Annotated in this window: 24 protein-coding genes; 12 read left to right on the top strand and 12 right to left on the bottom strand. The window is 60.7% G+C overall.

Annotation, left to right across the window (positions count from 1 at the left end; genetic code table 11):
• Positions 1-50: 50 nt before the first annotated feature.
• Together rmuC and BN1136_RS03050 are read right to left on the bottom strand one after the other, a co-directional pair.
• Positions 51-1,382 carry a DNA recombination protein RmuC gene (gene rmuC, locus BN1136_RS03055; protein WP_043763438.1) on the bottom strand — a complete coding sequence of 444 codons (1,332 nt, stop codon included), beginning with the start codon at positions 1,380-1,382 and terminating at the stop codon, positions 51-53.
• Between the two features lie 67 nt (positions 1,383-1,449).
• Positions 1,450-1,665, bottom strand: a complete 216-nt coding sequence (locus tag BN1136_RS03050; RefSeq protein ID WP_043763441.1) for a hypothetical protein — start codon at positions 1,663-1,665, stop codon at positions 1,450-1,452.
• A gap of 136 nt (positions 1,666-1,801) precedes the next feature.
• Here BN1136_RS03050 and BN1136_RS03045 point away from each other — a divergent pair, with 136 nt between their 5' ends.
• Positions 1,802-2,314 (top strand): ferredoxin-type protein NapF, encoded by a 513-nt coding sequence (locus tag BN1136_RS03045; protein WP_043763443.1) that lies wholly within the window; start codon positions 1,802-1,804, stop codon positions 2,312-2,314.
• 71 nt (positions 2,315-2,385) lie between these two features.
• On the opposite strand, the gene BN1136_RS03040 is transcribed toward BN1136_RS03045, so the two are convergent.
• The 6 genes from BN1136_RS03040 to BN1136_RS03015 all read right to left on the bottom strand — a co-directional run bounded on the left by BN1136_RS03040 (position 2,386) and on the right by BN1136_RS03015 (position 8,891).
• Complete coding sequence (locus BN1136_RS03040) at positions 2,386-2,838, bottom strand: Rrf2 family transcriptional regulator (protein WP_005326180.1); 453 nt, start codon at positions 2,836-2,838, stop codon at positions 2,386-2,388.
• Between the two features lie 286 nt (positions 2,839-3,124).
• Positions 3,125-3,964, bottom strand: coding sequence for a PfkB family carbohydrate kinase (locus BN1136_RS03035; RefSeq protein WP_043763449.1), 840 nt, complete (start codon positions 3,962-3,964; stop codon positions 3,125-3,127).
• 64 nt (positions 3,965-4,028) lie between these two features.
• The gene (locus tag BN1136_RS03030) at positions 4,029-5,000 is read right to left on the bottom strand and encodes a LysR substrate-binding domain-containing protein (RefSeq protein ID WP_043763451.1); all 972 of its coding nucleotides are present in this window, start codon (positions 4,998-5,000) and stop codon (positions 4,029-4,031) included.
• Between the two features lie 155 nt (positions 5,001-5,155).
• Complete coding sequence (locus BN1136_RS03025; protein WP_043763453.1) at positions 5,156-5,884, bottom strand: glutamine amidotransferase-related protein; 729 nt, start codon at positions 5,882-5,884, stop codon at positions 5,156-5,158.
• Between the two features lie 82 nt (positions 5,885-5,966).
• On the bottom strand, positions 5,967-7,463 hold the full coding sequence (locus BN1136_RS03020; protein WP_043763454.1) for a CoA-acylating methylmalonate-semialdehyde dehydrogenase: 1,497 nt from the start codon (positions 7,461-7,463) through the stop codon (positions 5,967-5,969).
• Between the two features lie 99 nt (positions 7,464-7,562).
• A complete protein-coding gene (locus BN1136_RS03015; RefSeq protein WP_043763456.1) occupies positions 7,563-8,891 on the bottom strand; it encodes an omega-aminotransferase AptA in 1,329 nt (442 codons plus the stop codon).
• 171 nt (positions 8,892-9,062) lie between these two features.
• Here BN1136_RS03015 and BN1136_RS03010 point away from each other — a divergent pair, with 171 nt between their 5' ends.
• From BN1136_RS03010 to BN1136_RS02990, 6 genes are all read left to right on the top strand, one after another.
• A complete protein-coding gene (locus BN1136_RS03010) occupies positions 9,063-9,605 on the top strand; it encodes a cupin domain-containing protein (protein WP_043763458.1) in 543 nt (180 codons plus the stop codon).
• A 244-nt stretch (positions 9,606-9,849) separates the two neighbouring features.
• A complete protein-coding gene (locus BN1136_RS03005; RefSeq protein ID WP_043763460.1) occupies positions 9,850-11,346 on the top strand; it encodes an aldehyde dehydrogenase in 1,497 nt (498 codons plus the stop codon).
• Between the two features lie 124 nt (positions 11,347-11,470).
• Positions 11,471-11,644, top strand: coding sequence for a hypothetical protein (locus BN1136_RS20345; protein ID WP_167332244.1), 174 nt, complete (start codon positions 11,471-11,473; stop codon positions 11,642-11,644).
• Positions 11,645-11,766: 122 nt separating this feature from the next.
• Complete coding sequence (gene rarD, locus BN1136_RS03000) at positions 11,767-12,663, top strand: EamA family transporter RarD (protein ID WP_043763466.1); 897 nt, start codon at positions 11,767-11,769, stop codon at positions 12,661-12,663.
• A 56-nt stretch (positions 12,664-12,719) separates the two neighbouring features.
• On the top strand, positions 12,720-13,523 hold the full coding sequence (locus tag BN1136_RS02995; RefSeq protein WP_043763469.1) for an AraC family transcriptional regulator: 804 nt from the start codon (positions 12,720-12,722) through the stop codon (positions 13,521-13,523).
• A gap of 84 nt (positions 13,524-13,607) precedes the next feature.
• Positions 13,608-14,249, top strand: a complete 642-nt coding sequence (locus BN1136_RS02990) for a LysE family translocator (RefSeq protein ID WP_043763471.1) — start codon at positions 13,608-13,610, stop codon at positions 14,247-14,249.
• 85 nt (positions 14,250-14,334) lie between these two features.
• On the opposite strand, the gene BN1136_RS02985 is transcribed toward BN1136_RS02990, so the two are convergent.
• The gene (locus tag BN1136_RS02985) at positions 14,335-15,003 is read right to left on the bottom strand and encodes a chromophore lyase CpcT/CpeT (protein WP_167332245.1); all 669 of its coding nucleotides are present in this window, start codon (positions 15,001-15,003) and stop codon (positions 14,335-14,337) included.
• A gap of 254 nt (positions 15,004-15,257) precedes the next feature.
• Between BN1136_RS02985 and BN1136_RS02980 the strand changes: the two genes are divergently transcribed.
• Both BN1136_RS02980 and BN1136_RS02975 read left to right on the top strand, forming a co-directional pair.
• Positions 15,258-15,914, top strand: coding sequence for a VIT1/CCC1 transporter family protein (locus BN1136_RS02980; RefSeq protein ID WP_043763477.1), 657 nt, complete (start codon positions 15,258-15,260; stop codon positions 15,912-15,914).
• A 115-nt stretch (positions 15,915-16,029) separates the two neighbouring features.
• Complete coding sequence (locus tag BN1136_RS02975; protein WP_043763480.1) at positions 16,030-16,479, top strand: SRPBCC family protein; 450 nt, start codon at positions 16,030-16,032, stop codon at positions 16,477-16,479.
• Between the two features lie 220 nt (positions 16,480-16,699).
• On the opposite strand, the gene BN1136_RS02970 is transcribed toward BN1136_RS02975, so the two are convergent.
• Positions 16,700-17,200 carry a DUF1993 domain-containing protein gene (locus tag BN1136_RS02970; protein ID WP_043763483.1) on the bottom strand — a complete coding sequence of 167 codons (501 nt, stop codon included), beginning with the start codon at positions 17,198-17,200 and terminating at the stop codon, positions 16,700-16,702.
• 270 nt (positions 17,201-17,470) lie between these two features.
• Between BN1136_RS02970 and ydfZ the strand changes: the two genes are divergently transcribed.
• The 3 genes from ydfZ (at position 17,471) to BN1136_RS20135 (ending at position 19,321) form a co-directional block, all read left to right on the top strand.
• Positions 17,471-17,668, top strand: coding sequence for a putative selenium delivery protein YdfZ (gene ydfZ, locus BN1136_RS02965; RefSeq protein WP_043763486.1), 198 nt, complete (start codon positions 17,471-17,473; stop codon positions 17,666-17,668).
• A gap of 203 nt (positions 17,669-17,871) precedes the next feature.
• Complete coding sequence (locus BN1136_RS02960; protein ID WP_017788673.1) at positions 17,872-18,309, top strand: DUF2846 domain-containing protein; 438 nt, start codon at positions 17,872-17,874, stop codon at positions 18,307-18,309.
• Between the two features lie 136 nt (positions 18,310-18,445).
• Positions 18,446-19,321, top strand: coding sequence for a hypothetical protein (locus BN1136_RS20135; protein WP_152552645.1), 876 nt, complete (start codon positions 18,446-18,448; stop codon positions 19,319-19,321).
• A 181-nt stretch (positions 19,322-19,502) separates the two neighbouring features.
• Here BN1136_RS20135 and BN1136_RS20130 read toward each other — a convergent pair whose 3' ends face one another.
• Complete coding sequence (locus BN1136_RS20130) at positions 19,503-20,690, bottom strand: hypothetical protein (RefSeq protein ID WP_152552646.1); 1,188 nt, start codon at positions 20,688-20,690, stop codon at positions 19,503-19,505.
• 380 nt (positions 20,691-21,070) lie between these two features.
• Positions 21,071-23,242, bottom strand: coding sequence for a DNA helicase II (uvrD, locus tag BN1136_RS02950; protein WP_043763493.1), 2,172 nt, complete (start codon positions 23,240-23,242; stop codon positions 21,071-21,073).
• Positions 23,243-23,612 lie beyond the last annotated feature (370 nt).

The raw sequence follows: 23,612 nt of genomic DNA, 5'->3' as shown, positions 1-23,612 counted from the left end.
GCAGCCACTGGCTGCCCTTTCTGTTGTCGTGACCTGAATGAGCGAGCGCCTCAGTCGGCCGGCTCCTCCCGCTCCAGCGCCCGATCAACCAGGGACTCCGGCAGGGGTTTGGTGACCTCCACCCCCAGCTCGCGAAAGCGCTCGGCCTGGGCGATCAGGTTGCCGCGGCCGTTGACCAGCCGCCCCATCGCCTTGTCGTAGCTCTCCTGCGCCTTGTGCAGACTGCCCCCCATCTGCTGCATCTCCTCCACGAACAGCCGCAGCTTCTCGTAGAGGCGCCCCGCCCGCTCCGCGATCTGGCGCGAGTTCTGGTTCTGCCGCTCGTAGCGCCACAGATTCTCTATGGTGCGCAGCGCCACCATCAGGTTGGTGGGGCTCACCAGCAGGATGTTGTGATCCAGCCCGTAGCGCACCAGGGAGGGATCCGCCTCCAGGGCGGTGAGGAAGGCCGGCTCCACCGCCACGAACATCAGCACATAGTCCAGGGTACGCACCCCGGGCAGCTGCTGGTAATCCTTGCGGCCCAGCTCGCGAATGTGGTTGCGCACCGAGGCGACGTGCTCCTTGATCGCCACCGCCTTCTCCAGCTCGTCGTCCGCGTTGTACCAGCGCTCATAGGCGGTCAGCGACACCTTGGCGTCGATGATGATGTCCTTGTCCTGGGGCAGGTGAACGATGACATCGGGCTGATAGCGCTTGCCCTTGTCCACCTCGATATTGACCTGGGTGTGGTACTCGTGGCCCTCCCGCAGGCCGCACTCGGAGAGGATCCGGGCCAGCACCACCTCGCCCCAGTTGCCCTGCTGCTTGCTGTCCCCCTTGAGGGCGCGGGTCAGGGCCGCCGCCTCTTCCGTCATGCGGGCGTTGAGCTCGGCAAGGCGCTCCAGCTCGAACTTGAGGTTGTGGCGCTGGGCCGTCTCCTGGGCGTGGGTCTCTCCCACCTGACGGCGAAAGCCCTCGATCTGCTCCTTGAGCGGGGTTAGCAGCAGATCCAGGCTGTTTTGATTGAGTTCGCGGAAGTTACCCGAGTTTTGCTCGAAGATGCGGTTGGCAAGGTTTTCGAACTGCTGGCTGAGGCGTACCTCCGCCTGCTGCTGCAGCTGCAACTTCTCGGCACTGGCGAGGCGCTCGCTGCGCAGGGTGGCTTCGGCATCCTTGAGACGGGCGGTGAGCTTGAGCAAGAGGGTCTGCTGCTGCTCCAGCTTCTGCTGGACCAGCATCTTGTCGTCCTGCAGCTCGTCGCAGCGATCCTGCAGCACCTGATGACGCTCTTCGAGGAGCAGGGCCTCTTCCCGGGCACTGCGGCGCCCCGCCAGCCAGCCAAGCAGCAGGGCGAGCAGGGCCGCCAGCACGGCGGGCCACCAGGTCAGCAGCGGGCTCATCGGTCACCCCGTCTGGACAGGGTATGGAGGAACACCTCTGGCACGCTCGGCGTTGCGACCCGGCACATCATCGACGCCCCCGCTGGCGCAGGAAGAGTTCGAGGTAGCGGTTGAGCAGCAACCAGAGCAGCACGTAGATCAGATAGGCCGCCAGCACCACCCACTTGTGGCTGTTGACCCCGGTATCGAGTTCGCTGAACTCGATACCCTTGAGATGGCAGTAAGCCCACATCAGCAGGGGGAAGACATAGAGCAGAGAAGCACGCCACAGAAATAGCCACATGAGTTCATTCATCCCGCAAAAAGATCCGCCTAGCTTACACAAGGGCAACCCGGCTTGCGATCCTGCCCCGAGCTATTCTCTGGCTTGCCCGGTGAAAACTGGATAAAATTAACCCCTAATAGGTATAGGGGTGAGCATGACTCATTTTTTCTGTCGCTGGCTGGCACACGCATTGAGAGGCCCCCGCAGACCCAAGGTGGTTTGCCATGAGGCGCGCCCGCCCTGGGCCATCGAAGAGTCCCAGTTCCTCACCCTGTGCAAGCGCTGCGGGGCGTGCTTCAAGGCCTGCCCCAACGGCCTGCTCAAGCCCGCCGACCGGCCCGAGTACGCTGGCAGCCCCGTCGCCGGCACCCCGGTGCTGGATCTCGCCTGCGGCCAGTGCAGCTATTGCGGCAGCTGTGCCAGAGCCTGTCCCACCGGGGCGCTGGACCTGCGCCTCGGCCGCCAGGTGCAGACCCGGGTCAGGATAGAGGCGAGCTGTCAGGCCCGTCAGGGCTTCTATTGCCTGTTGTGCGAGGATGCCTGCCCCCTGCAGGCGATCAAGGTCAGCAACGGCGGGGTCAGCGTCAACATGGCGGCCTGCGATGGCTGCGGTGCCTGCGGCCTTGCCTGCCTGCACGGCGCCATCACGCTTGTCCCCCAGCCCTGAACCGATTTCCAAGCCAGATTGATGCAGACAGCAAAAAGGGGCCATCAGGCCCCTTTGTTCTGCCATCGCCCTCAGGCCATGGTCAGGATATTGTCCTGCTCGATGCCAAGCAGGTGGCAGAGCCGGGTCGGGTCCCGCACCGCATCGGCCAGGGTGTACTCCCCCAGCACCTCGAGGAAGGCGTTCATGGCACGGCGCAGAATGCCCTGGATGCGGCAGCCGCCGGAGAGGCGGCAGTTCTCGCGCTTGCAGTCCACCGGGCAGAGCACGTGTTCCATGTCCATCACCACATCCCGCAGGTTGATGGAGACGGCGGAACGACCGAGCCGGATACCCCCATGCTTGCCGCGCACCGTCTCGATGTAACCCTTGATGCCGAGCTGGTGCACTATCTTGACCACATGGTTGCGGGAGATGGCGAAGGTGTCGGCCACTTCCGTGATGGTCGACAGGCGATCACCGGGCTGGATCGCCAGGAAAGTCAGGGTACGCAGGGCGTAGTCGGTAAATCGTGTCAGTTGCATGGTCGCACTTGCCTCTTACTACAAGCCAGAAATCAGGACGACAGCCGATGGCCAAAGAGGGAAGACTGCACATGCTTTCGCACGGGGTTGCCGCTTCGACCGAGTCGTGGAGTGACAAGGTTAAGAGCAGCCCGGACGGGTGTCGATGAAGATGTACATAAATCGGCACTTTCTTTGATTGATCGCAAACTTGCCGGCTTGGCCCGGGGTTTTGGCCGTTTCCGGCGTCAACATGCCGGGGAGAGGAGGGTTATCGTCACCCCGGGCAGCCTGCCGTCAGAGGGGCTCAGTGAGGATGTTTCAGCCAGTTTTTCAGGGCCTGGGAGGGGATGGAACTCTCGGAGGCGACCGCGAAGGCGCCCCAGTCCACCGCGCACTGCAGGGCATCCCCCATCGCCATGCCTCGCGCCAGCCCGTGAATGAGGCCGCCGGCGAAAGCATCCCCCGCCCCCGTGGTGTCGACCACGGAGACGGGCCGCGCCGCCACCCGCACCTGCTCCTCACCGTGGATGGCCACGGCCCCCGCCTTGCCCTCGGTGAGCACCAGCCATTCGAGCTGCTCGCCGGCGAGTTGGCGGGCATGCTGCCAGGGGTCGCTCACCTCGCCGAGATCGGAGCGGGAGGCCACCAGCACGTGGCAGGGGCGACGCGCCTGCCCTCCCTTGGGGTACTGGGCCACCACGAAACTCTTGCCCAGCATCTGGCGCATGTAGCCGATGATGGCGGTGCCGGGATAGTTCACATAGAGGCAATCCACCCCCTCGCTCGGCAGATCCCCCGGCAGATCCGGGCGACGTGGACGGCGCAGTATGGTGCGCTCCCCGGTGGAATCCACCAGCACCAGCAGCTCCCCCGTCTCGCCGCCGAAACGCTCCACGTGGCTGCAGTCCAGGCCATAGGAGGCCGCCTGCTCCAGCAACCAGTCGCCGGTCTCGTCCAGCCCGATCCGGGAGGCGATGATCACCTCGTGCCCGGCCCAGACCAGCCCGATGCCGGTGTTGGCGGCACCGCCCCCGAGCCGGCGGCCCTGATCCACGTATTGCAACCGCGCCCCCGCCACCAGAGGCTCGGCCAGGGAGAGGACGTGATCACAGTTGAGATTGGCGAGCAGCAGAATGCGGGACATGGGAACCTCGACAGGGCGGGCAGGCGCCGGCACCCGAGGTGCCGGACAGACAACGGGAGAGCATTCAGTAGACGGGCAGTTCCACCCCGGCCAGCAGTTCGTCGATGCGCGCCTGGGTCGGCTGTTGCATCACGTTCTGGATCATCTCCTTGGTGAGATGAGGGGAGAAGGAGCTGATGAAGTCATACATGTAGTTCTGCAAGAGAATGCTCTTGCTGAAGCAGATCTGGGCCGGGCAGGGCTCGAACAGGTGCTCCAGGTTGATGGCCACGAGGCCGGGCGCGTCGTGGTCGTTGGCCACCAGGGAGGAGATGATGCCGATGCCAAAGCCCAACTCCACGTAGCGCTTGATGACGCCGGCATCCATCACCGTCATGTAGTAAGTGGGGGTGAGGCCGGCGGCCTGAAACACCTTGTCCTGCACCTGGCGCCCGGTGGCACCGCTCTCGTAGCTGAGGATGGGGTACTGGCAGAGCTGCTCCAGGGTCGGCTTCTTCACCTTGGCCAGGGGGTGATCCTGCGGCACCACCAGGGAGAGGGTCCAGAGGTAGGCGGGCAGCGCGATCAGCTCCTTGTCGAAGCCTATCTCGTGGGCCACGATGGAAAAATCCGAATATCCCTTGCTGATCTGCTCCTTGGTGGCGGACATCACGGGGTGCAGGTGGAACGAGATCTTGGGGTACTTCTTGGTGAAGTAGGTGACGCTTTTCGGCAACAGGTAACGGGCGATGGTGTGGGTGGTGTGGATGTTGAGGGTGCCCACGGTCGGATCCAGATACTCCCGGGAGATGGCCTTGATCTTGCTCTCGATGTTGAGCATGGCCTCGGCACACTTGATGATCTCCTCCCCCACCGGGGTGATCCGGTGCAGGTGCTTGCCGCGACGCTCGAAGATACGCACCCCCAGCTCGCTCTCCAGCAAGCCGATCTGCTTGCTCACCCCAGGCTGGCTGGTATAGAGCGCATCGGAGGCGACGGAGACGTTGAGATTGTGGTCCCGCACCGCGATCAGATACTTCAACTGCTGTAGTTTCAAGGTTGCACCCTCACAGGCTGGCGCGGCTGTCCTTGATGGACAAGGCCGCCAAAAATGGCGGCCAGTGTATCATCCGATACTGGGCATATCGCCGCTTGATCCTTCATTTTGCTACAAAATCTAGCATCAGCGCGACAGATATGACAAACGGCGGCTCAGTGTGCGGCAACCCCGACCGGCAGGATGCCGAGGAACTGCAGCAGCCACTGCATCATGGTGGCGGAGTCCACTTCCCCCTCCAGGGAGGAGAGGCTGCTCTGGTAGTGTGCATCGGGCAGCCGGTCCCGCCGCCGCTCGATCAGCGCACGGTTGTATTCCACCGAGAACTCCGGGTGGCCCTGAATGGCCACTATGTTGTCCCCCTGCAAAAACATGAAGTTGGGGCAGAAGTCATTGCCCGCCAGCAGGGTCGCCCCCGGCGGCAGCTGCTCCACCTGGTCCTGGTGGCTGGCCAGGATGCGGATGGTCTCGAGCCCCGGCGCCATCCAGGGTTTCACCGCCTGCATGGCGTGCACCGAGACACCCAGCCCCCACCCCTTGGTGGACTTCATCACCTCGCCCCCCAGGGCCTGGGCGATCACCTGGTGGCCGAAGCAGACCCCCGCCAGCTTGACGTTGGCATCGTGGGCCCGGCGGATCCACTCCCGCAGCGCCAAGATCCAGGGCACGTCGCTGTAGGCGTCGTGGCGAGAGCCGGTGATCAGCCAGGCATCGCACTCGGTCAGGTCATCAGGCAGCTCGCCGTCGAGCGCCGACCAGACCCGGAATTCCAGTTCCGGCGCCAGCGCCCGGAAACCCTTGATAAACATCTCGGAGTAAACGGGGCCGAAATCCCCCACCAAATCGGGGTCCAGCCGGTCACAATCGAGAATACCCAGTCGCATCTGTCACTCCTTCACAGGGATAGCGGGCACGCCGGCGGATCCCTTCCGCCGGGCCATGTCCGGGCTAGCTGCTGCATGTTGATCATTTCATGGTCGGCATGGAGAACTCGGCGCCGGCGCGCAGGCTCTGGGGCCAGCGTGCAGTCACCGTCTTCATCCGGGTGTAGAAGCGCACCCCATCCGGCCCGTGCATGTTGAGCGGCCCGAAGATGGACCGCTTCCAGCCACCGAAGCTGTGAAACGCCATGGGCACCGGAATGGGAACGTTCACCCCTACCATACCGACCTGAACCCGTGTGGTGAAGTCCCTTGCGGTATCCCCGTCGCAGGTGAAGATGGCGGTACCGTTGCCGTACTCGTGTTCGTTGATGAGGCGCAGTGCCGTCTCGTAGTCCGGCGCCCGCACGATGGCGAGCACGGGGCCGAAGATCTCCTCCCGATAGATGCGCATCTCGGGCGCCACCCGATCGAACAGGCTGCCGCCGATAAAGTAGCCCTCACCGTGACTCACCCCACGGCCATCTACCACCAGCTCGGCCCCCTCGGCCACTCCCTGATCCACATAACCGCGCACCTTGGCCAGGTGCTCGCGGCTGATGAGGGGCCCCATCTCGTTCTCCGGACTCTGGCCAAGGCCCGGCCCGACCCGCAGGGCCGCCACCAGAGGCGACAGCTTCGCGACCAGGGCGTCGGCAGTCTCGTCACCCACCACCACGGCCACCGAGATCGCCATGCAGCGCTCGCCGGCGGCGCCATAGGCCGCCCCCATCAGGGCGGAGACCGCCTGATCGAGATCCGCATCCGGCATCACCACCATGTGGTTCTTGGCACCGCCCAGGGCCTGCACCCGCTTGCCGTGAGCCGAGGCGGTGGCATAGATGTACTGGGCGATGGGGGTGGAGCCCACGAAGGAGACAGCCCCGACCCGCGGGTCGGTGAGCAGCACGTCCACCACCTCCTTGTCGCCGTTGATCACGTTGAGCACCCCGTCCGGCAGGCCCGCCTGCTTGAGCAGTTCTGCCATGCGCAGAGAGAGGGAGGGATCCTTCTCCGAGGGCTTGAGGATGAAGGTATTGCCGCAGGCCAGCGCCACCGGGAACATCCAGAGCGGCACCATGGCCGGGAAGTTGAACGGCGTGATGCCAGCGCACACCCCCACCGGCTGCATCATGGAGTGGCTGTCCACCCCGCGGCCCACGTTGAGGGAGTGCTCCCCCTTGAGCAGATGGGGAATGCCGCAGGCAAACTCCACCACCTCGAGGCCCCGGGTCAGCTCACCCTGGGCGTCGGAGAAGACCTTGCCGTGCTCGCGGCTGATGAGCTGGGCCAGCTCGTCCCTGTGCTGCTCCATCAGCTCCTTGAAGCGGAACAGCACCCGGGCGCGCACCAGGGGCGGGGTCTGGGACCAGTCGGCAAAGGCACGTTCGGCACTGGCGATCGCCTCGGCACACTCGGCGGCAGTGGAGAGGACGACGGAGCCCTGCTGCTGACCGGTGGCCGGGTTGAAGATGGCGCCGAAACGTTCGCTGCGACTCTCGGTCGTCTCGCCGTCAATGAAGTTGTCGATCCTGTAACTCATAAATCCTCCGTGATGGGTCATCCGTCCTCCCCTCGCCGCGTCGGGGGCGGCACAGGGAGATGGCGCCCGGGGCGGGCACCATCCAGTGCGATAAAGGGGTCAGTCCTGGGCCTGCAGGGCGTCCTGCAGCAGGGTGAAGAGATCGTCGATCTGGCTGCGTTCGATGATGAGGGGTGGCGACAGGGCGATGATGTCGCCGGTCACCCGGATCAGCGCCCCCTTCTCGAAGCAGCGCACGAACACCTCGTAGGCGCGCTTGCCCGGTGCATCGGGCATGGGCTCCAGTTCGATGCCCGCCACCAGGCCGTAGTTGCGCACGTCCTTCACGTGCTTGCAGCCCTTCAGCGAGTGGGCAGCCTCTTCCCAGTAACCCGCCAGATCGGCGGCGCGGCTCAGCAGGTTCTCGTTGCGATAGATCTCGAGGGTCGCCAGACCCGCCGCTGCGGCCACCGGGTGGCCCGAGTAGGTGTAGCCGTGGAACAGCTCGATGGCTCCCTTGCCCGCCGCCATCATGTCGTCATAGATGTGGTTCTGTACCAGCACGGCGCCCATGGGGATGGCCCCGTTGGTGAGCCCCTTGGCACAGGTGATCATGTCGGGGATGACGTCGAACTCCTGGGCGGCGAAGGGAGAGCCGAGGCGACCGAAACCGGTGATCACCTCGTCGAAGATGAGCAGGATGCCGTGCTTGGTGCAGATATCCCGCAGCCGCTTGAGGTAGCCCTTGGGCGGCATGATGACGCCCGTGCTGCCGGCGATGGGCTCGACGATCACCGCCGCGATGTTGCTGGCGTCGTGCAGGAAGACGATCTTCTCCAGCTCGTCAGCCAGGCTGAGATCTTCCTCCGGCAGCCCCTTGGTGAAGGCATTCCTGGCGATGTTGAGGGTGTGGGGCAGATGATCCACCCCGGTCAGCAGGGAGCCGAACCACTTGCGGTTGCCGGGGATGCCGCCCACAGAGATGCCACCGAAGCCGACACCATGGTAGCCTCGCTCGCGGCCAATCAGCCGGGTGCGGGTACCCTGGCCACGAGCTCGCTGCCAGGCCAGCGCAATCTTGAGTGCCGTGTCCACGGACTCCGAACCTGAGTTGGTATAGAAGACGTGGCCGAAGCCCCTGGGGGCGATCTCCACCAGCTGGTTGGCCAGTTCGAACGGCAGGGGGTGACCCATCTGGAACGTTGGGGCAAAATCGAGGTGGGAGATCTGCTGGGAGACCGCCTCGGCAATCTCGCGCCGACCATGGCCCGCGTTGCAACACCAGAGGCCCGCAGTGCCATCCAGTATCTTGCGGCCATCCTCTGAGTGATAATACATCCCTTCTGCCGACTTCAGGATGCGCGGCGCCGCCTTGAACTGCTGGTTGGCGGTAAAGGGCATCCAGAAGGCGGACATGTCGGGGGTATTGATGTCGCTGACAGGTTTCATGGTCACCTCATCCTTAAGGCGTTTAGTAACACCCGGCTCTTGCCTATTAAATTAAACACCTGAATCCATAAAAAAGGGCTTTTATCGCCCCGCTTGGTGTCACCCCTCAGGGGTGGTATAAGATATTTAACACAATTTTAATAATAGTAAACAGTCAAGGAGTGTCTATCGATGGATATCGGTCACCGCCTCAAGGCGGTTCGCACCAAGGCGGCCCTTTCCCAGCGCGAGCTGGCCAAACGCTCCGGTGTGACCAACGGCTTTATCTCCCAGATCGAAAAGAATCAGGTGAGCCCCTCTGTGGCCTCCCTGCGCAAGGTGCTGGAAGGCATCCCCATGTCCCTGGCCAGTTTCTTCACCGACGAGACGGAGATGGATTCCGAGGTGATCTTCCGTGCGGACGACATGCCGGATCTCGGCACTCACCCCATCAGCTACCGCCTGGTGGGCCACAGCCGCGCCAACCGGGCCATCGGCATGATGCAGGAGATCCTGCCCCCGGGCGCCGACACCGGCGACGACATGCTGAGTCACGAAGGGGAAGAGTGCGGCATCATCATCCGGGGCGAGGTGGAGGTGACCGTCGGCGAGCAGGTCTATCTGCTGACGCCGGGGGACGGCTACTACTTCGACAGCCGCACCCCGCACCGCTTTCGCAACGTGGGGGAGCAGGAGTGCGTGCTCATCTCCGCCAACACCCCCGCCAGCTTCTAAGAACAACCTGCTGAGCCCGCTAACCCGGGGAGTGCCAACTCCCTGACGGCGCGGCTAAAACCGGGGCCCATACCGCCATTAACGGGAGCCATGCTCGCGTTCCGTCACTGCGACCGAAGCGGTCGCCAGCGGTGATGACAGGGGGCAGTGTTTAACGAATTGTTACAAGATGGATTTACAAGCGGCAGGATGTTTAGCATATTGATACGCGGGAACTGACTTAAGACCGGTTCAAGGAGTGAACATGAGTGACCTGACCCTGGCCCAGTGGCAACACAAGGCCGCCCATCTGACCCTGCCTTCGCAGGCCTTTATCGACGGCAGTTATCGGGACGCCATCAATGGCGCCACCTTCGACTGCATCAACCCGGCCAACGGCCAGCTGCTGACCCGGGTCGCCTCCTGCGACGCCGACGATGCCGAGCTGGCGGTCCAGGCGGCCCGCGCCGCCTTCAACGACAAGCGCTGGTGCGGCCTCTCCCCCAAGCAGCGCAAGCTGACCCTGCAGCGTTTCGCCGAGCTGATGCGCCTCAATCTGGTGGAGCTGGCGTTGCTGGAGTCCCTGGACATGGGCAAGCCCATCGGTGACGCCATGGGGTATGACGCCCCCGCCGCCGCCAACTGCATCGCCTGGAACGCCGAGGCCATCGACAAGATCTACGATCAGGTCGCCCCTGTGGAGGAAGCCGCCCTGGCCCTGGTGACCCGGGAGCCCCTTGGCGTCGTGGCCGCCATCGTGCCCTGGAACTTCCCGCTGGTGATGGCCTGCTGGAAGCTGGGCCCGGCGCTCGCCACCGGCAACTCGGTGATCCTGAAACCTTCCGAGAAGTCCCCCCTCACCGCCCTGCGCATCGCGGGTCTGGCGAAAGAGGCGGGCATTCCGGACGGTGTCTTCAACGTGCTGCCCGGCTTCGGCCACACCGTTGGCGAGGCGCTGGCCATGCACATGGACGTGGACTGCATCACCTTCACCGGCTCCACCAAGATCGGCAAACACCTGGTGCAGTGCTCCGGGAAGTCGAACCTCAAGCGCGCCTTCATGGAGTGTGGTGGCAAGAGCCCCAACGTCGTACTGGCGGACGCGCCGGACCTGGATGCCGCCGCCAGAAGCGCCGTGGGCGCCATCTTCTACAACCAGGGGGAAGTGTGCACCGCCGCCTCCCGCCTGCTGGTGCAAAACAGCATCAAGCCGCAGTTCATGGAGCGGCTGCTGGCCCATGCCCGCGAGTGGGTCTCGGCCAACCCCCTGGATCCCTCCACCCGCATCGGCGCCATGGTGGACAGCATCCAGATGGAGCAGGTGCTCAACTACATCAATATCGGCCAGCAGGAAGGTGCCAAGCTGCTGCTGGGGGGCAAGCGCACCCAGACCGAGAGCGGCGGTTTCTACATCGAGCCCACCATCTTCGACGACGTAACCCCGGAGATGCGCATCTTCCGGGAGGAGATCTTCGGCCCCGTGCTGGCGGTGACCGGCTTCGACACCCTGGAAGAGGCCATTGCGCTGGGCAACGACACCGACTACGGTCTGGCGGCGGCGATCTGGACGGCGGATCTCAACAAGGCGGTCAAGGGCTCCCGCGCCCTGCGCGCCGGCACCGTCTTCGTCAACAACTGGGACGGGGGCGACATGACCATGCCGTTCGGCGGCTTCAAGCAGTCCGGCAACGGCCGCGACAAGTCCCTGCACGCGCTGGAGAAGTACACCGAGCTGAAAAGCACCTGGATCCAGCTCGAATAACGTCGTAAATGACGCTTGCCGACAAGAAAGGGGGAGAAATCCCCCTTTCTCGTTTTTACGCTTTTATCCACGCGCCCAATCGATATAATCGTCAAATAGCAAGCCATTAAATTTAAAGATAAAAATGCTGTTTTTTCTGGGAAGTGTACTGTTTCTGGTCGTAGGGTTGCCGCTGCTGTTCTTCATCCTGGGACAGGGTGAGGCCTATGTGACCTGGGGCCCCTGGATCTCCGCCATCGCGCTCATGCTGTGGCTGCTGCTGGATGTGGAGAAGATACGCCGCGGGGGCGGCCGCTGACCCCGTTTCTGCTGCCAAAGCCCCATCGGACCCATTTATTGTCTTCTTTCCCCTCAAAAGGATCGCTACACTGACTTTTTGCGATGTTCCCCGACATCCGCTCTCCAGTGAAGGCTATCCATATGCAACAACACGTTCAGCGCCAGGGCGTCCTCTATGCCCTCGGCGCCTATACCCTTTGGGGCCTGGCCCCCATCTACTTCAAGTCCCTGTCCGCCGTGCCGGCCGCCGAGATCCTGACTCACCGCATGATCTGGTCCTGCGCCCTGCTGATGGTGCTGGTCCTGCTCGGTCGCCAGTGGCACAAGGTGCAGGCGGTGCTGCGCCAGCCCAGGGTACTGCTCACCCTGGCCTTTACCTCGGTCACCGTCGGCGGCAACTGGCTGCTGTTCATCTGGGCCATCAACAACGGCCACATGCTGGATGCCAGCCTCGGTTACTACATCAACCCCCTGTTCAACGTGCTGCTCGGCATGGTGTTTCTGAGCGAGAAGCTGCGTCGGCTGCAGTGGTGGGCGGTCGGGCTCGCCTTTGTCGGTGTCGCCGTCCAGCTCATCGCATTCGGCTCCCTGCCCTGGATCGCCCTGGTGCTGGCCTCGAGCTTTGCCATCTATGGCCTCATTCGCAAGAAGCTGGCGCTGGATGCCCTCACCGGCCTGCTCATCGAGACCCTGATCATGCTACCGCCGGCCGCCTTCTACCTGTGGGGCATCGCCGACAGCCCCACCAGCCACCTCACCCAGAATGACTGGCACCTGAACCTGCTGCTCATCGCCGCCGGGGCCGTCACCACGGCGCCCCTGCTCTGCTTCACCGCCGCAGCCACCCGGCTCAAGCTCTCCACCCTGGGCTTCTTCCAGTACATAGGCCCCAGCCTGATGTTCATCCTGGCGGTGACCCTGTATGGCGAGGCGCTGGCGCTGGACAAGATGATCACCTTCGGCTGCATCTGGAGCGCTCTGGTACTGTTCAGCCTGGACGGTCTGCGCAGCGGCAAGCGGCGCCAGGAGGCCGGCTGAAGCGCCGGCGCAATAATCTACAAGCCAAGGGGCGGCTTTCGGGGTATCTATAGGGGATGAACGCACCCCAATCCCGCATCCACTACTGGCAATCCCGGCTGTTGCCGGGGGTTGAACTCTCCCACTCCCACCACAGGGAGTTCAGCTATGGCCGCCACGTGCACCTGGACTACCATATCGGTCTGGTGCAGCAGGGCGGCCAGAAGTTCATCCACAAGGGCAGCAGCCACAATCTGGTGCGGGGCGAACTCTCCACCGTCAATCCGGACGAGATGCACGACGGCCTGAGCCTGTTGCCGGAAGGGTACGAGGTGCGGGTGTTCGCCATCGCCCCGGAGCAGCTGGCCCGCTGGCTGCCGGAGCACCCGGAGCCCTTCTTCGACAAGGGGCTGCAGAGTCGCCCCGACCTCTATCAGGGCTTCGCCCGCCTGCACATGTACCTGGATCAATCAAACCCCGACGGCCTGCTGGCGGAGAGCCAGCTGCTGGCCCTGCTCGGCGAGCTCTTCCGGCTCGCCCCCGAGCGCCACGCCCTGGCGGATCCCCAGCTCAGATACCTGCGCGACCATCTGATGGCCCGGCTGGACGAGCGCCACAGTCTGGAAGACCTGGCCGCCCTGTTCGGACTGGATCGCTTCGCCTTCCTGCGTCAGTTCAAGAAGAAGACCGGCATGACCCCCTACGCCTGGCTCAAGCGCCTGCGCCTCGAGCAGGGCAAGCGCCTGCTCGGCAGCGGTCTGCCGGTGACCGAGGTGGCGCTCGCCGTCGGTTTCTTCGATCAGAGCCACTTCCACCACGGTTTTCGTCAGGCCTTCGGGCTCACCCCGGCGGAGTACCGCCAGCAGATGCTGCCCGCCTGATCGTCGTCGCTGCAATCTTTTACAATCCAGCGCCCCCCGTCCTGCCCCATGCTGTCACCTCCATACCGCTGTCGGAGGTCTTTTATGTTCACCAACCTGTTTCTGACCCTGGGTCTCGTCCACCTCGTCGCCCTGGCGAGCCCGGGCCCGGATTTCGCGCTCATCCTGCGCACCAGCCTGCACAGACCCACCGCCCTCGGGGCGGCCCTGGGCATCGCCCTCGCCATCCTGCTGCACGCCACCCTGAGCCTGACCGGCATCAGCCTGCTGATCGCGAGCCAACCCTGGCTCTTTCTCGCGGTGAAGGTGGTGGGCGCCCTCTATCTGGGCTGGCTCGGCTGGGGAGCGCTGAAGGCGGCCTGGCAGGGGTCGGGGGATGCCGTGCTGCAGGCGGGCAACGAGCGACCGGGCTGGCGCAAGGGGGTGAGACGGGGGCTGGCCACCAACCTGCTCAACCCCAAGGCGCTGCTGTTCTTCATGGGGCTGCTGGCCGCCATGGTGACGCCCCAGGTGGATGGCCTGACCCGGGGCCTGCTGATCCTGGAGCTGTTCCTGATCTCCCTCCTCTGGTTCGGCGCCCTGGCCTGGAGCCTCTCCACCGTCCGGGCCCAGCGCCTGCTCGGCCGCATCCAGCGCCCCCTCAACCTGGTCACCGGCCTCTTGTTCGGCGCGGTCAGCCTCTCCATCCTGATGGAGCTGCAGGCGCACTGGCTGGGATTGGTGTAGTGGGTGGGATTGGTGTAGAGGGGCAGAGGGGAACCCGTCGGGCTGGCACCCTACTGCCAAGGCACTGTGGGGAAAACCCCGGGCGCTACTCCCCGCGCCGGGTCCCCTTGCGCAGGTAGACGTACCCCTCCCCCGGGCTGCCCCAGCGCTGGCGGGCACCGTTGTCATAGGCCCGATCCAGCAGCCTGACGCTGTCCGGCCCGATCCAGAGGTACTGCACCAGGGTGGTGGCGCCGCCAAAGTCGGTGGCACAGCGGCCAACCCGGCTACTCCCCCTGTATTCCCCGCCCGGCTCCCGGGTCAGCCAGATCTCGCACCCCTCCCGCAGGGAGAGTTGCTGGGGGGTGAGGGAGTCGAGCAGTTCGGGCCGGCGCCAGGCACCGGCGAAGTCGGTGGCCCTCGGCATGGTCAGCTCGGCCATCAGAATGCGGCCATCGGGCAAGGGGGAGAAACGGTAGATGCGCTGGCGAAACGGTCGCTGCGCCCGCTCGGTCAGAAACTGCTCCGCATAGACCCAGCGAAAGGGGCTCTCCCCGGGCCAGATCTCCACCAGCCGCAGCTCGGCGCTGGTGAAGCGCTTGTCATAACCGGCTTGCTCCTGGCTGGAAAATTCCCCCGCGAACCAGGAGAGCAACGGCTCCATCCTGGCCTGTGTCGGGGAGAGGCTGGCCGGAACGGCCACGAAGGGAACGGGCGCCGCCCAGATCAGGCCGGCGTAAAACAGCCCCAGCAGGGCCGCCATCAGCTGTGTCATCGAATCCTTCCGAGTCGCGTCCATGGCGGCGATTATATGAGCGAACGGTGACAATAACCGCTAACTTGATCAACTCCTCGCCAATCCATCGCAAAATCATTCTGTTAGCGAAGAAACCGGTCGCGGGGACCAGACGCGCCCATGACCCCTTCGCCTCCCGGCGCCCCTCTGCCGTGGCCGTTTTCCCGCTGCCTTGACCCCGTCCGGGGGCCGACCCATGCTCATGATCTGACGGACAGTGCCGGGCAATCCCTATGAACCAATCCCGCTTTTCCCCCCTGGATCCCATCTCGCGCTACGCCGAGATCCTGTTCGGCCTGCTGATGGTGCTGACCTTCACCGGCGGCTTCAACGCCCTGGAGGCGGGGCGGGCCGAGGTGCGGGATCTGCTGATCGCCGGCATCGGCTGCAACATCGCCTGGGGCATGATCGATGCCATCGTCTACCTCATCACCACACTGGTCGAGCGCGGCCACGCCCAGCGCTTGCTGCAACGGCTCAACCAGCTGCCCGCGGGGGATGACAGGGGCACGGCGGCCCTGCGAGACGCCCTGCCCCCCCTGCTCGCGGCGATCTGCCGCGACGACGAGATCGCCGACTGGCAGGCGCGCCTGCGCCAGCGTCCCGAACTGATCCAGGGATCCCTCTTTCGCCTGAACGATCTCCTCAACAGCCTGGGGGTCTTCTTCATGGTGTTCCTCTCCACCTTCCCCGTGCTGCTGCCCTTCCTCTTCCTGACGGAGCCGGTGCCGGCCCTACGCCTCTCCCACGCCATCGCCCTGGCCATGCTGATGGGCATTGGATACGGCCTGGCCCGCTATGCCGGCTCGCGGCGTTCCTGGCTTATCGGTGTGATCTTCGCCGCCGCCGGGGTCGCCATCGTGATGGCCACCATCGCCCTCGGCGGCTGACGAGTAAAACGACGACAGGGGAGGCAGCTGCCTCCCGCGCTTTTCCCCTCCTACCGGGATCGGCCCGGCGGTGACGACTATCCTTGGCTCCAACACCAACGAGAAGGAACTCCTCATGAGCACAGGCACTGTGACACTCCACCGCGTCCTCAAGGCGCCGCCCCTGCGGGTCTATCGCGCCTTTATCGAAGGGGAGGCCCTTGCCAAGTGGCTGCCGCCCCACGGCTACACCTGCCGGGTGGAATCCCTGGAGGCCCGGGTCGGCGGCAGCTTCCGGATGGCGTTCACCCACTTTGGCAGCGGCCACAGCCACGCCTTCGGCGGCGAATACCTGGCGCTGGAGCCGGGCAGCCTCATCCGCTACACCGACCGCTTCGACGATCCCAACCTGCCGGGGGAGATGCGAGTCACCATCACCCTGACCCAGGTGCTGTGCGGCACCGACCTTGCCATCGAACAGGCGGGGATCCCCGAGCAGATCCCGGTGGCCATGTGCTACCTCGGCTGGCAGGAGTCCCTCCTCCAGCTCGCCGCCCTGGTGGAGCCCGAGATCCCGAACGAATAACCCGCAGTCCTCGCCAGCCCCAAAAAAGAGAGCCTGCCACTGTGGCAGGCTCTCTTTTTTGGGCAGAAAGCGATTTACGACCTATCCCCATAGGGATGATTGTCGAAGGCAGTGTGGACACCGCCAGCGCGCAGCAACCGCCGCGTACTGGAGCACGTGAGGATGTCGAGCACGGCCCGGGTTCAACATGGCGAGTCAAATAGCCTGATTGGATGGGTTCTTATTGCAGGTTCAGGCCGCCCAGGTAGTCGCGCTTGCCGAGTTCTACCCCGGCCTGGCGCAGCAGGGCATAGGTCATGGTCAGGTGGAAGTAGAAGTTCGGGATGCCGTACTCGTGCACGCAGGTGTGACCGTCCATCCCCTTGCCACCGGCCCAGTAGGGGGTGTAGTGACCGCTCGCATACTGGCTGAAGTCGGCGTCCAGCTTGCTTTGCAGATAGGCGATGGTCTTGGCCACGTGGGCGCGCAGATCCGCCATGGTCTTGGGATCGTCCCCCAGCACCGGCGGCTCGCTCAGGCTGGCGGTGGCCACCAGGGCGCGGGCGCTGTCGCAGCAGATCAGCACCTGCTTGGAGAAGGGCAGCATGTCCACGATCAGGCGCTCATTGAAGAAGTTCTCCACATTGAACTGCTTCGCCTCGGCGTGGGCTTCGGCCTTGGCCAGGCACTGGTCGAGGTTGGTCAGCATCTTGATAAACTGGGCAGCAATCTCACGATTCATAATGCACTCTCGGTTGGTTGAAGGCGGATAAACGAGCGGCCTCCACTATAGCGCATCCCTTTTGCAGTTCGAGCCCGTGGCCGCAAAAAGCGGGCATGAGTTGCGACAGGAGATGGCTGGCGACACGAAACGGATGCGCCCCCTGTGCGCCTCCCCCTGACCCTTCTGCGCCCTTTTTTGATCTGTGACAGGCATCGCATTTTTCAGGGGAGTAGTCTGGGGCCGTTGCTCCCGGCACGGGCCGGGACACCCACCCGAAAGGAGAATGCCATGAAGATCTATGATCGGAACCGCAATGTGCTGACCCTGGGCCAGCGCGTGATGATCGCCGCCACCGGCGCCGTCGACACCCTGAAGGAGGCCCACACCGACCACCTGAGCCCCTACGAGGCGGAGCACGAGAAGTGCGTGCTGCTGACCAACACCCGAGAGCGTTACGCGCCCATCGAGTTGATTAGACTAGGCTGATCCCTTTCCCTGTCACCCTACTCTTTACAATTCACCCGGCCGCCGCGTCCCATCTGGCGGCCGGGTTTCTGATTTCTCCTCTTCATCCCACCAAATGCCGAAAAATTGAACCGGGTCACACCCCGACCGATTTGAGCGATTGTCAGCCAGCGCAGGCTCATGCGAACCTTTAAATCCCGTTAACTCACTAAAAAATAACGACTATGTTCAGGCAAATAATGATGAGTGCCGCCCTGCTGTCGGCGGCGCTGCTTTCCGGTTGTGCTTCCGTACCCATGGCCGATGCCACCGCAGACGCGCAGGCCAAGCAGTTTGTGGCGCCCAAGGATGCGGCCAACCTCTATATCTATCGCAATGAAACCTTCGGTGCCGCCGTCAAGATGCCGCTGCTGGTGGATGGCATGGCGGTCGGCGACACCGTGGCCCACACCTATATCCTCAAGCAGGTGACGCCGGGCAGCCACACCATCACCTCCAAGTCGGAGAACGATGCCACCCTGACCCTCAGCACCGAGGCGGGCAAAAACTACTACGTCTGGCAGGAGGTCAAGATGGGCCTGCTGATGGCCCGTTCCAAGCTGAGTCAGGTCAGTGAAGAGGAAGGCAAGCAAGGGGTGATGGAGAGCAAGTTGGTGAAGTGATCTGATGCCTTCATCAAAAACACTACGTAGTCTCATTGGTTACACCTCTGTCAGAAAGGTTAGGGCCTCAGATTTTATTTAACTCGGGTATGGCGTTATGAAAAAAAGTCTAGAGAGCAAACTATCTGAATTCGAAATGAGCAAAGAAGATATAGATTATTGCGTAGATCTTTATAGAAATCTTCCAAATGGAGTTTTAGATAAATCTTTCATAGAAAAAATAACTACCAATGATTTAGATTCATTGAGTCATCGGCTATCAGAACTATTTGTATCTAATCTTTTTCATGAGAAATATCAGAGCTTACTATCAGGGTTAGATAATGGACCTGACTTGATATTAAATATTGGCAGTAGGCGAGTTAATATAGAGATTATAACTCCATGTCTCGTGGAAAATACCAAATCGAATATTGCGGTATTTGAAAATGGAAATGAAATAAAAAGCAAGCCTATAGATGTTGTTGAAATAAACAGCTTTAAACTTAGAATATCATCCTCATTTAGGACTAAGTTGTCTCAGTTTGAGAAATGGAAAGTGAAAAATATAGTTTCTAGTGATGATATTAATTTGATACTCATTAACATCGGCTTTATGGAAAATATTTTACATGGAAATATAGAAGAGCTCAGGCACGTATTTTATAAAGAAACAACGATTGTTTTACATAGAGATGAGCAGGGGGTACATGTAGAATTTGTTGAGTTTGACACTCATGCAAAAAAACAGAGTCATGGAGATGAAGAAGAGAAACTACTTACACAAAGCTATTTTGAAAGCAATCAGTTTGAAACTGACATTATATCTGGCGTCATTATCACAGACATTAACAATCTAATCAACAAGCGAACCTATGGGTATAACGGAATAATTTTTAAGAACTCTTGCAACACTGACTCAACAGATGCCATTCTTGATAGCTTGAACTTACCATTCAAGATTTATGAACACCCAGATAAATACTTTATGGAGCAAATTAAAAATAATAGTGGAATGTTGGGTTGGAAATAATTTTATTTATCTTCTCTAAGTTGGTGAGAGATGAAAGTATGTCAACTCTAAGCCAAGTGGGGCAGGTGACACAAGTGGGTGGAGAGTAAACTGGCTAAGTTAGCGGACATTATCACCTAAAAAAGGCGTGGCCTAATCAGCAACGCCTTAACAATAAATGGGGTTTTCATGTTCCTAGTAACTAGTTTGCTTCAGTTTCTGGCCTTACCCAACCAAAACTAGTGAAAAGATCAAAAATTCGCGTATACGATCGTGTCTGACGTAATTCAGTGCAGCGCACATAGAATCGAGTCATTGATTCTCTTGCTGGCCTATTCTCAGGTGCTATATTTTGCAATGCTACTAATAGTAATGATGGTGTTTCTGATGCATCCCAGTTCTGCCCATTTGATAAAACAGCGTCTAGTAATGAATTAACTTGATTGCTATTCATTCGCTCGGCAAATGGTAACACTAGTTGTCTGAAATTATCCTCAGAACCACGAAAGCTTCCCGACTCACGATATATTTCTATCCCACGTTCCCATAGCTCAGGAATGGTCGTTTGAGATATTGCTCTCAATACAGATGGTGTATCTAGTCCAGCAATCACTCTTAAGATTGCATTGCGGAGTTGTGGAACCATAACACCTCTCAACACTCTATAATCAGTTATTTCAAGAGGGTTTATATTGTTTGCAGTCTCTTGAAGTGCAATCTTGGTAGGTTCTTGTAATTGTTCGAAAAATGCAGGAAAATTAGCAAGAAAAGCTATTGTTCTAATTCGATGTTCAGGGCCGGCATTGTCAAGCAGTCTTATTACAGAGGTTTCAACATCGCGCCATGTTTCTGAACTACGATCCCGTACAGCAACGAGAGAAGATATAATCTTTCCATTATGCGCTTCCCATTCAGAAGGAATGGCTTTAATTAATGACTTGGCCAGAATTATTCCAAAATTAGAAATGTTCGCTGTTCTTACACGTTGAAGATATCTTTGCTCAACGTAATCTACAATCTGTTCGTGCTTTGTCGGGAATCCAACTGATTGAACATCGACATTAAATAATTCGAATATCGCTCTTCCCTGTCTAGGCTCGCATGCCAATACAAGGCCGACTACATTTTTAAGATGAAGTCTAACTAATTCGGCTGATGGTTCAAAAAGTTCTGCTTCTGCAGAGTAAGCAGGATGGGCACATAGGTGCCTATCTTCACGTAGGCGAGACAGTTGTCTGAAGTCCATCGTGTTCAGTATCTGAGTTGTATTTGTTGCATGACTAAGAATGTCTTTTTCTAACTCTAAAAGCTTCTTTAAATCCTGATTAACATTGGCATTATCCCATGTTTGGATAAAAGTAGCTGCCGAGTTCTCACCATTAGCGCTCAACTCACGATACTTTGCGATAAGGTCATATACCAATGCAACCCACGCAGAGGTTAGAGATGCACGTAGTGCTCCAGCCTTATATGATCTAATTGAATCTAGAAAGTATTTTTTGATGCTGGGTTGCGAATCGTTGAAGTCAAAATATCGATATCAATAAAGCTAGAATCCATTTTGATACATTTCCTCTTAAGTTTTTCACAGCATATCATTTGAAGTTACAAACTTCTTTCTAAAATCCATCATGCTTTTTATTCTCATCAGAGTGCAGAAATTAGTAGATAAGCATAATCATACGGTTGCTCCATGAAGGCTACCGTAATGACCTATATAGAGACCAACCCGACCTAAGCCGGGTTGATTGCGTCAAAAAGCGGAAGAAATCAGAGCACCTCAAGGCGGGCATACGCCGTCACCAGCCACTTGGCGCCGACGTCATCGAACTGGATCTGTACCCGGCTCTGCTGGCCGACCCCTTCGAAGTTGAGCACTATCCCCTCCCCGAATTTCGGATGGAGCACCCGCTGGCCGAGCTTGATGCCGCTGGCGTCGAAGCTCTGCTGCACCTCGTTCTGGCTGAAGCGGCCGTACTGGGTGGGGCGGCTGACCTGAGTGCGCAGCCGGATCTCTTCCAGACACTCGGCGGGCATCTCGCGGATAAAGCGACTCGGCTTGTGGAACATCTCGCGGCCGTAGATGCGGCGGCTCTCGGCATAACAGATGTAGAGCTTCTCCATGGCGCGGGTCATGCCCACGTAACAGAGGCGCCGCTCCTCCTCGAGCCGCCCCGACTCCTCGGTGGATTGCTGGCTGGGGAACATCCCCTCTTCGACGCCGACCAGCAGCACCAGGGGATATTCCAGCCCCTTGGCGCTGTGCAAGGTCATCAGCTGCACCGCATCGGCATATTCGTCCGCCTGATTCTCACCGGATTCCAGCGCCGCGTGGGCGAGGAAGGCGGAGAGATCGCTCATGTCTTCCAGCTCGTCAGGACGCTGGTACTGACGGCAGGCGGTGACCAGTTCGTCCAGGTTTTCTACCCGCGCCTGGGACTTCTCGCCCTTCTCCGCCAGATACATGGCCTTGAGGCCGGAGTGCTGGATGGCAATGTCCGCCTGCTGGTGCAGCGGCAGCAGGGAGACCTGCTCCTCCAGCGCGTCGATCAGCTCGACAAAGCCGCGCACCGCGTTGCCGGCGCGGCCGGTCAGCACCTTGTCATTGAGCAACGCCTTGGCGGACTGCCACAGGTTCTGGCCCTGATCGCGAGCGTTATTGCGCAAGATCTCCAGGGTGCGATCGCCGATGCCGCGGGTCGGCGTGTTGACCACCCGCTCGAAGCTGGCGTCGTCGCCACGGTTGTTGATAAGGCGCAAATAGGCCATGGCGTCCTTGATCTCCTGGCGCTCGAAGAAGCGCAGGCCGCCGTAGATGCGGTACGGCATGGCGTCCTGCATCAGCGCCTCTTCCAGCACCCGTGACTGGGCGTTGGAGCGATAGAGGATGGCGCAGTCGGCGAGCAGACCCCCCTTCTCTTTCCAATCCTTGAGACGGCCGACCACGAAGCGGGCTTCGTCCACCTCGTTGAAGGCGGCGTAGAGCGAAATCGGCTCCCCCTCGGCCCCCTCGGTCCACAGCTCCTTGCCGAGGCGCTCGGCGTTGTTAGCGATGACGCTGTTGGCGGCCTTGAGGATATTGGCGGTGGAGCGGTAGTTCTGCTCGAGGCGGATGGTCTGCGCCCCCTCATAGTCGGTCAGGAAGCGCTGGATGTTCTCTATCTTTGCGCCGCGCCAGCCGTAGATGGACTGGTCATCGTCGCCGACGATCATCACCTTGCCGGTGTCGCCGGCCAGCATCCGCAGCCAAGCGTACTGGATGCCGTTGGTATCCTGGAACTCGTCCACCAGGATGTTCTGGAAGCGATCGCGGTAGTGCTCGAGGATATGGGGCTTGTTCAGCCACAGCTCGTGGGCGCGCAGCAGCAGCTCGGCAAAATCCACCAGACCGGAGCGATCACAGGTCTCCTGATAGGTCTTGTAGATCTGCTGATAGGTGCGGGTGACAGGGTCGCCGTAAAGATCGATGTCGCCGGGGCGCAGCCCCTCGTCCTTCTTGCCGTTGATGTAGCCCATGACGGCGCGGGGAGCCCAGTGCTTCTCGTCGAGATTGAGCGCCTTGAGCACCCGGCGAATGAGGCGGTACTGGTCGTCGGAGTCGAGGATCTGGAAGTCCTGGGGCAGGCCCGCATCCAGATGGTGGGCCCGCAGCAATCGGTGGGCGATGCCGTGGAAGGTGCCGATCCACATGCCCCGCACGCCGTCACCGATCACCTTCTCGACCCGGCCGCGCATCTCGGCCGCCGCCTTGTTGGTAAAGGTCACGGCGATGATGGAGAAGGGTGAGCAGCGTTCCACCTGCATCAGCCAGGCGATGCGGTGCACCAGCACCCGGGTCTTGCCCGAACCGGCGCCGGCCAGCACCAGCAGGTTGCAGCGAGGGGCCGCAACGGCATCACGTTGTTTGTCGTTGAGCCCGTCGAGCAGGGTTGAAACGTCCATCACCACTCCTGTTTATTTATACAGGCGGCGATTATACGGCCTGCGGGGCCAGAGACCAAGCCGGGGCGACAAGGGGCGCGTCAGCCCGCCTCGGCGGCAGCGGCCGTGGCACGGTAATCGGCGTCGATAGGCACCACTTTTTTCATCGAGGGAGGAAAACGGTTGCGCATAACACTATGAATACAAAGATAAATGTCGATCGGCACCTATTAATCCCAGAATTTAAATCTGCAAAAAAGCACAAAAACAAACACTTATAAGGCAATTTGCTTATATTTCAAACCGTTAACGCAAACGTTTTTCCTCTATGATCCCCTTGACCCACAGACTGGCTCACTTACAGTTAGCCAGCGTGCTTTATAGCCTGCTG

The sequence above is a fragment of the Aeromonas taiwanensis genome (genome assembly GCF_000820165.1).
GTDB classification, from domain to species: Bacteria; Pseudomonadota; Gammaproteobacteria; order Enterobacterales; family Aeromonadaceae; genus Aeromonas; species Aeromonas taiwanensis.
The sequence above is the reverse complement of the archived record's forward strand: the minus strand, read 5'-3'. Positions and strand labels throughout refer to the sequence as shown.

Excerpts from the sequence above, each read along its gene's own strand:
- rmuC (WP_043763438.1), bottom strand. The coding sequence starts at position 1,382 with ATGAGCCCGCTGCTGACCTGGTGGCCCGCCGTGCTGGCGGCCCTGCTC.
- BN1136_RS03050 (WP_043763441.1), bottom strand. The coding sequence starts at position 1,665 with ATGTGGCTATTTCTGTGGCGTGCTTCTCTGCTCTATGTCTTCCCCCTG.
- BN1136_RS03045 (WP_043763443.1), top strand. The coding sequence starts at position 1,802 with ATGACTCATTTTTTCTGTCGCTGGCTGGCACACGCATTGAGAGGCCCC.
- BN1136_RS03040 (WP_005326180.1), bottom strand. The coding sequence starts at position 2,838 with ATGCAACTGACACGATTTACCGACTACGCCCTGCGTACCCTGACTTTC.
- BN1136_RS03035 (WP_043763449.1), bottom strand. The coding sequence starts at position 3,964 with ATGTCCCGCATTCTGCTGCTCGCCAATCTCAACTGTGATCACGTCCTC.
- BN1136_RS03025 (WP_043763453.1), bottom strand. The coding sequence starts at position 5,884 with ATGCGACTGGGTATTCTCGATTGTGACCGGCTGGACCCCGATTTGGTG.
- BN1136_RS03020 (WP_043763454.1), bottom strand. The coding sequence starts at position 7,463 with ATGAGTTACAGGATCGACAACTTCATTGACGGCGAGACGACCGAGAGT.
- BN1136_RS03015 (WP_043763456.1), bottom strand. The coding sequence starts at position 8,891 with ATGAAACCTGTCAGCGACATCAATACCCCCGACATGTCCGCCTTCTGG.
- BN1136_RS03010 (WP_043763458.1), top strand. The coding sequence starts at position 9,063 with ATGGATATCGGTCACCGCCTCAAGGCGGTTCGCACCAAGGCGGCCCTT.
- BN1136_RS03005 (WP_043763460.1), top strand. The coding sequence starts at position 9,850 with ATGAGTGACCTGACCCTGGCCCAGTGGCAACACAAGGCCGCCCATCTG.
- BN1136_RS20345 (WP_167332244.1), top strand. The coding sequence starts at position 11,471 with ATGCTGTTTTTTCTGGGAAGTGTACTGTTTCTGGTCGTAGGGTTGCCG.
- rarD (WP_043763466.1), top strand. The coding sequence starts at position 11,767 with ATGCAACAACACGTTCAGCGCCAGGGCGTCCTCTATGCCCTCGGCGCC.
- BN1136_RS02995 (WP_043763469.1), top strand. The coding sequence starts at position 12,720 with ATGAACGCACCCCAATCCCGCATCCACTACTGGCAATCCCGGCTGTTG.
- BN1136_RS02990 (WP_043763471.1), top strand. The coding sequence starts at position 13,608 with ATGTTCACCAACCTGTTTCTGACCCTGGGTCTCGTCCACCTCGTCGCC.
- BN1136_RS02985 (WP_167332245.1), bottom strand. The coding sequence starts at position 15,003 with ATGACACAGCTGATGGCGGCCCTGCTGGGGCTGTTTTACGCCGGCCTG.
- BN1136_RS02980 (WP_043763477.1), top strand. The coding sequence starts at position 15,258 with ATGAACCAATCCCGCTTTTCCCCCCTGGATCCCATCTCGCGCTACGCC.
- BN1136_RS02975 (WP_043763480.1), top strand. The coding sequence starts at position 16,030 with ATGAGCACAGGCACTGTGACACTCCACCGCGTCCTCAAGGCGCCGCCC.
- BN1136_RS02970 (WP_043763483.1), bottom strand. The coding sequence starts at position 17,200 with ATGAATCGTGAGATTGCTGCCCAGTTTATCAAGATGCTGACCAACCTC.
- ydfZ (WP_043763486.1), top strand. The coding sequence starts at position 17,471 with ATGAAGATCTATGATCGGAACCGCAATGTGCTGACCCTGGGCCAGCGC.
- BN1136_RS02960 (WP_017788673.1), top strand. The coding sequence starts at position 17,872 with ATGTTCAGGCAAATAATGATGAGTGCCGCCCTGCTGTCGGCGGCGCTG.
- BN1136_RS20135 (WP_152552645.1), top strand. The coding sequence starts at position 18,446 with ATGAGCAAAGAAGATATAGATTATTGCGTAGATCTTTATAGAAATCTT.
- uvrD (WP_043763493.1), bottom strand. The coding sequence starts at position 23,242 with ATGGACGTTTCAACCCTGCTCGACGGGCTCAACGACAAACAACGTGAT.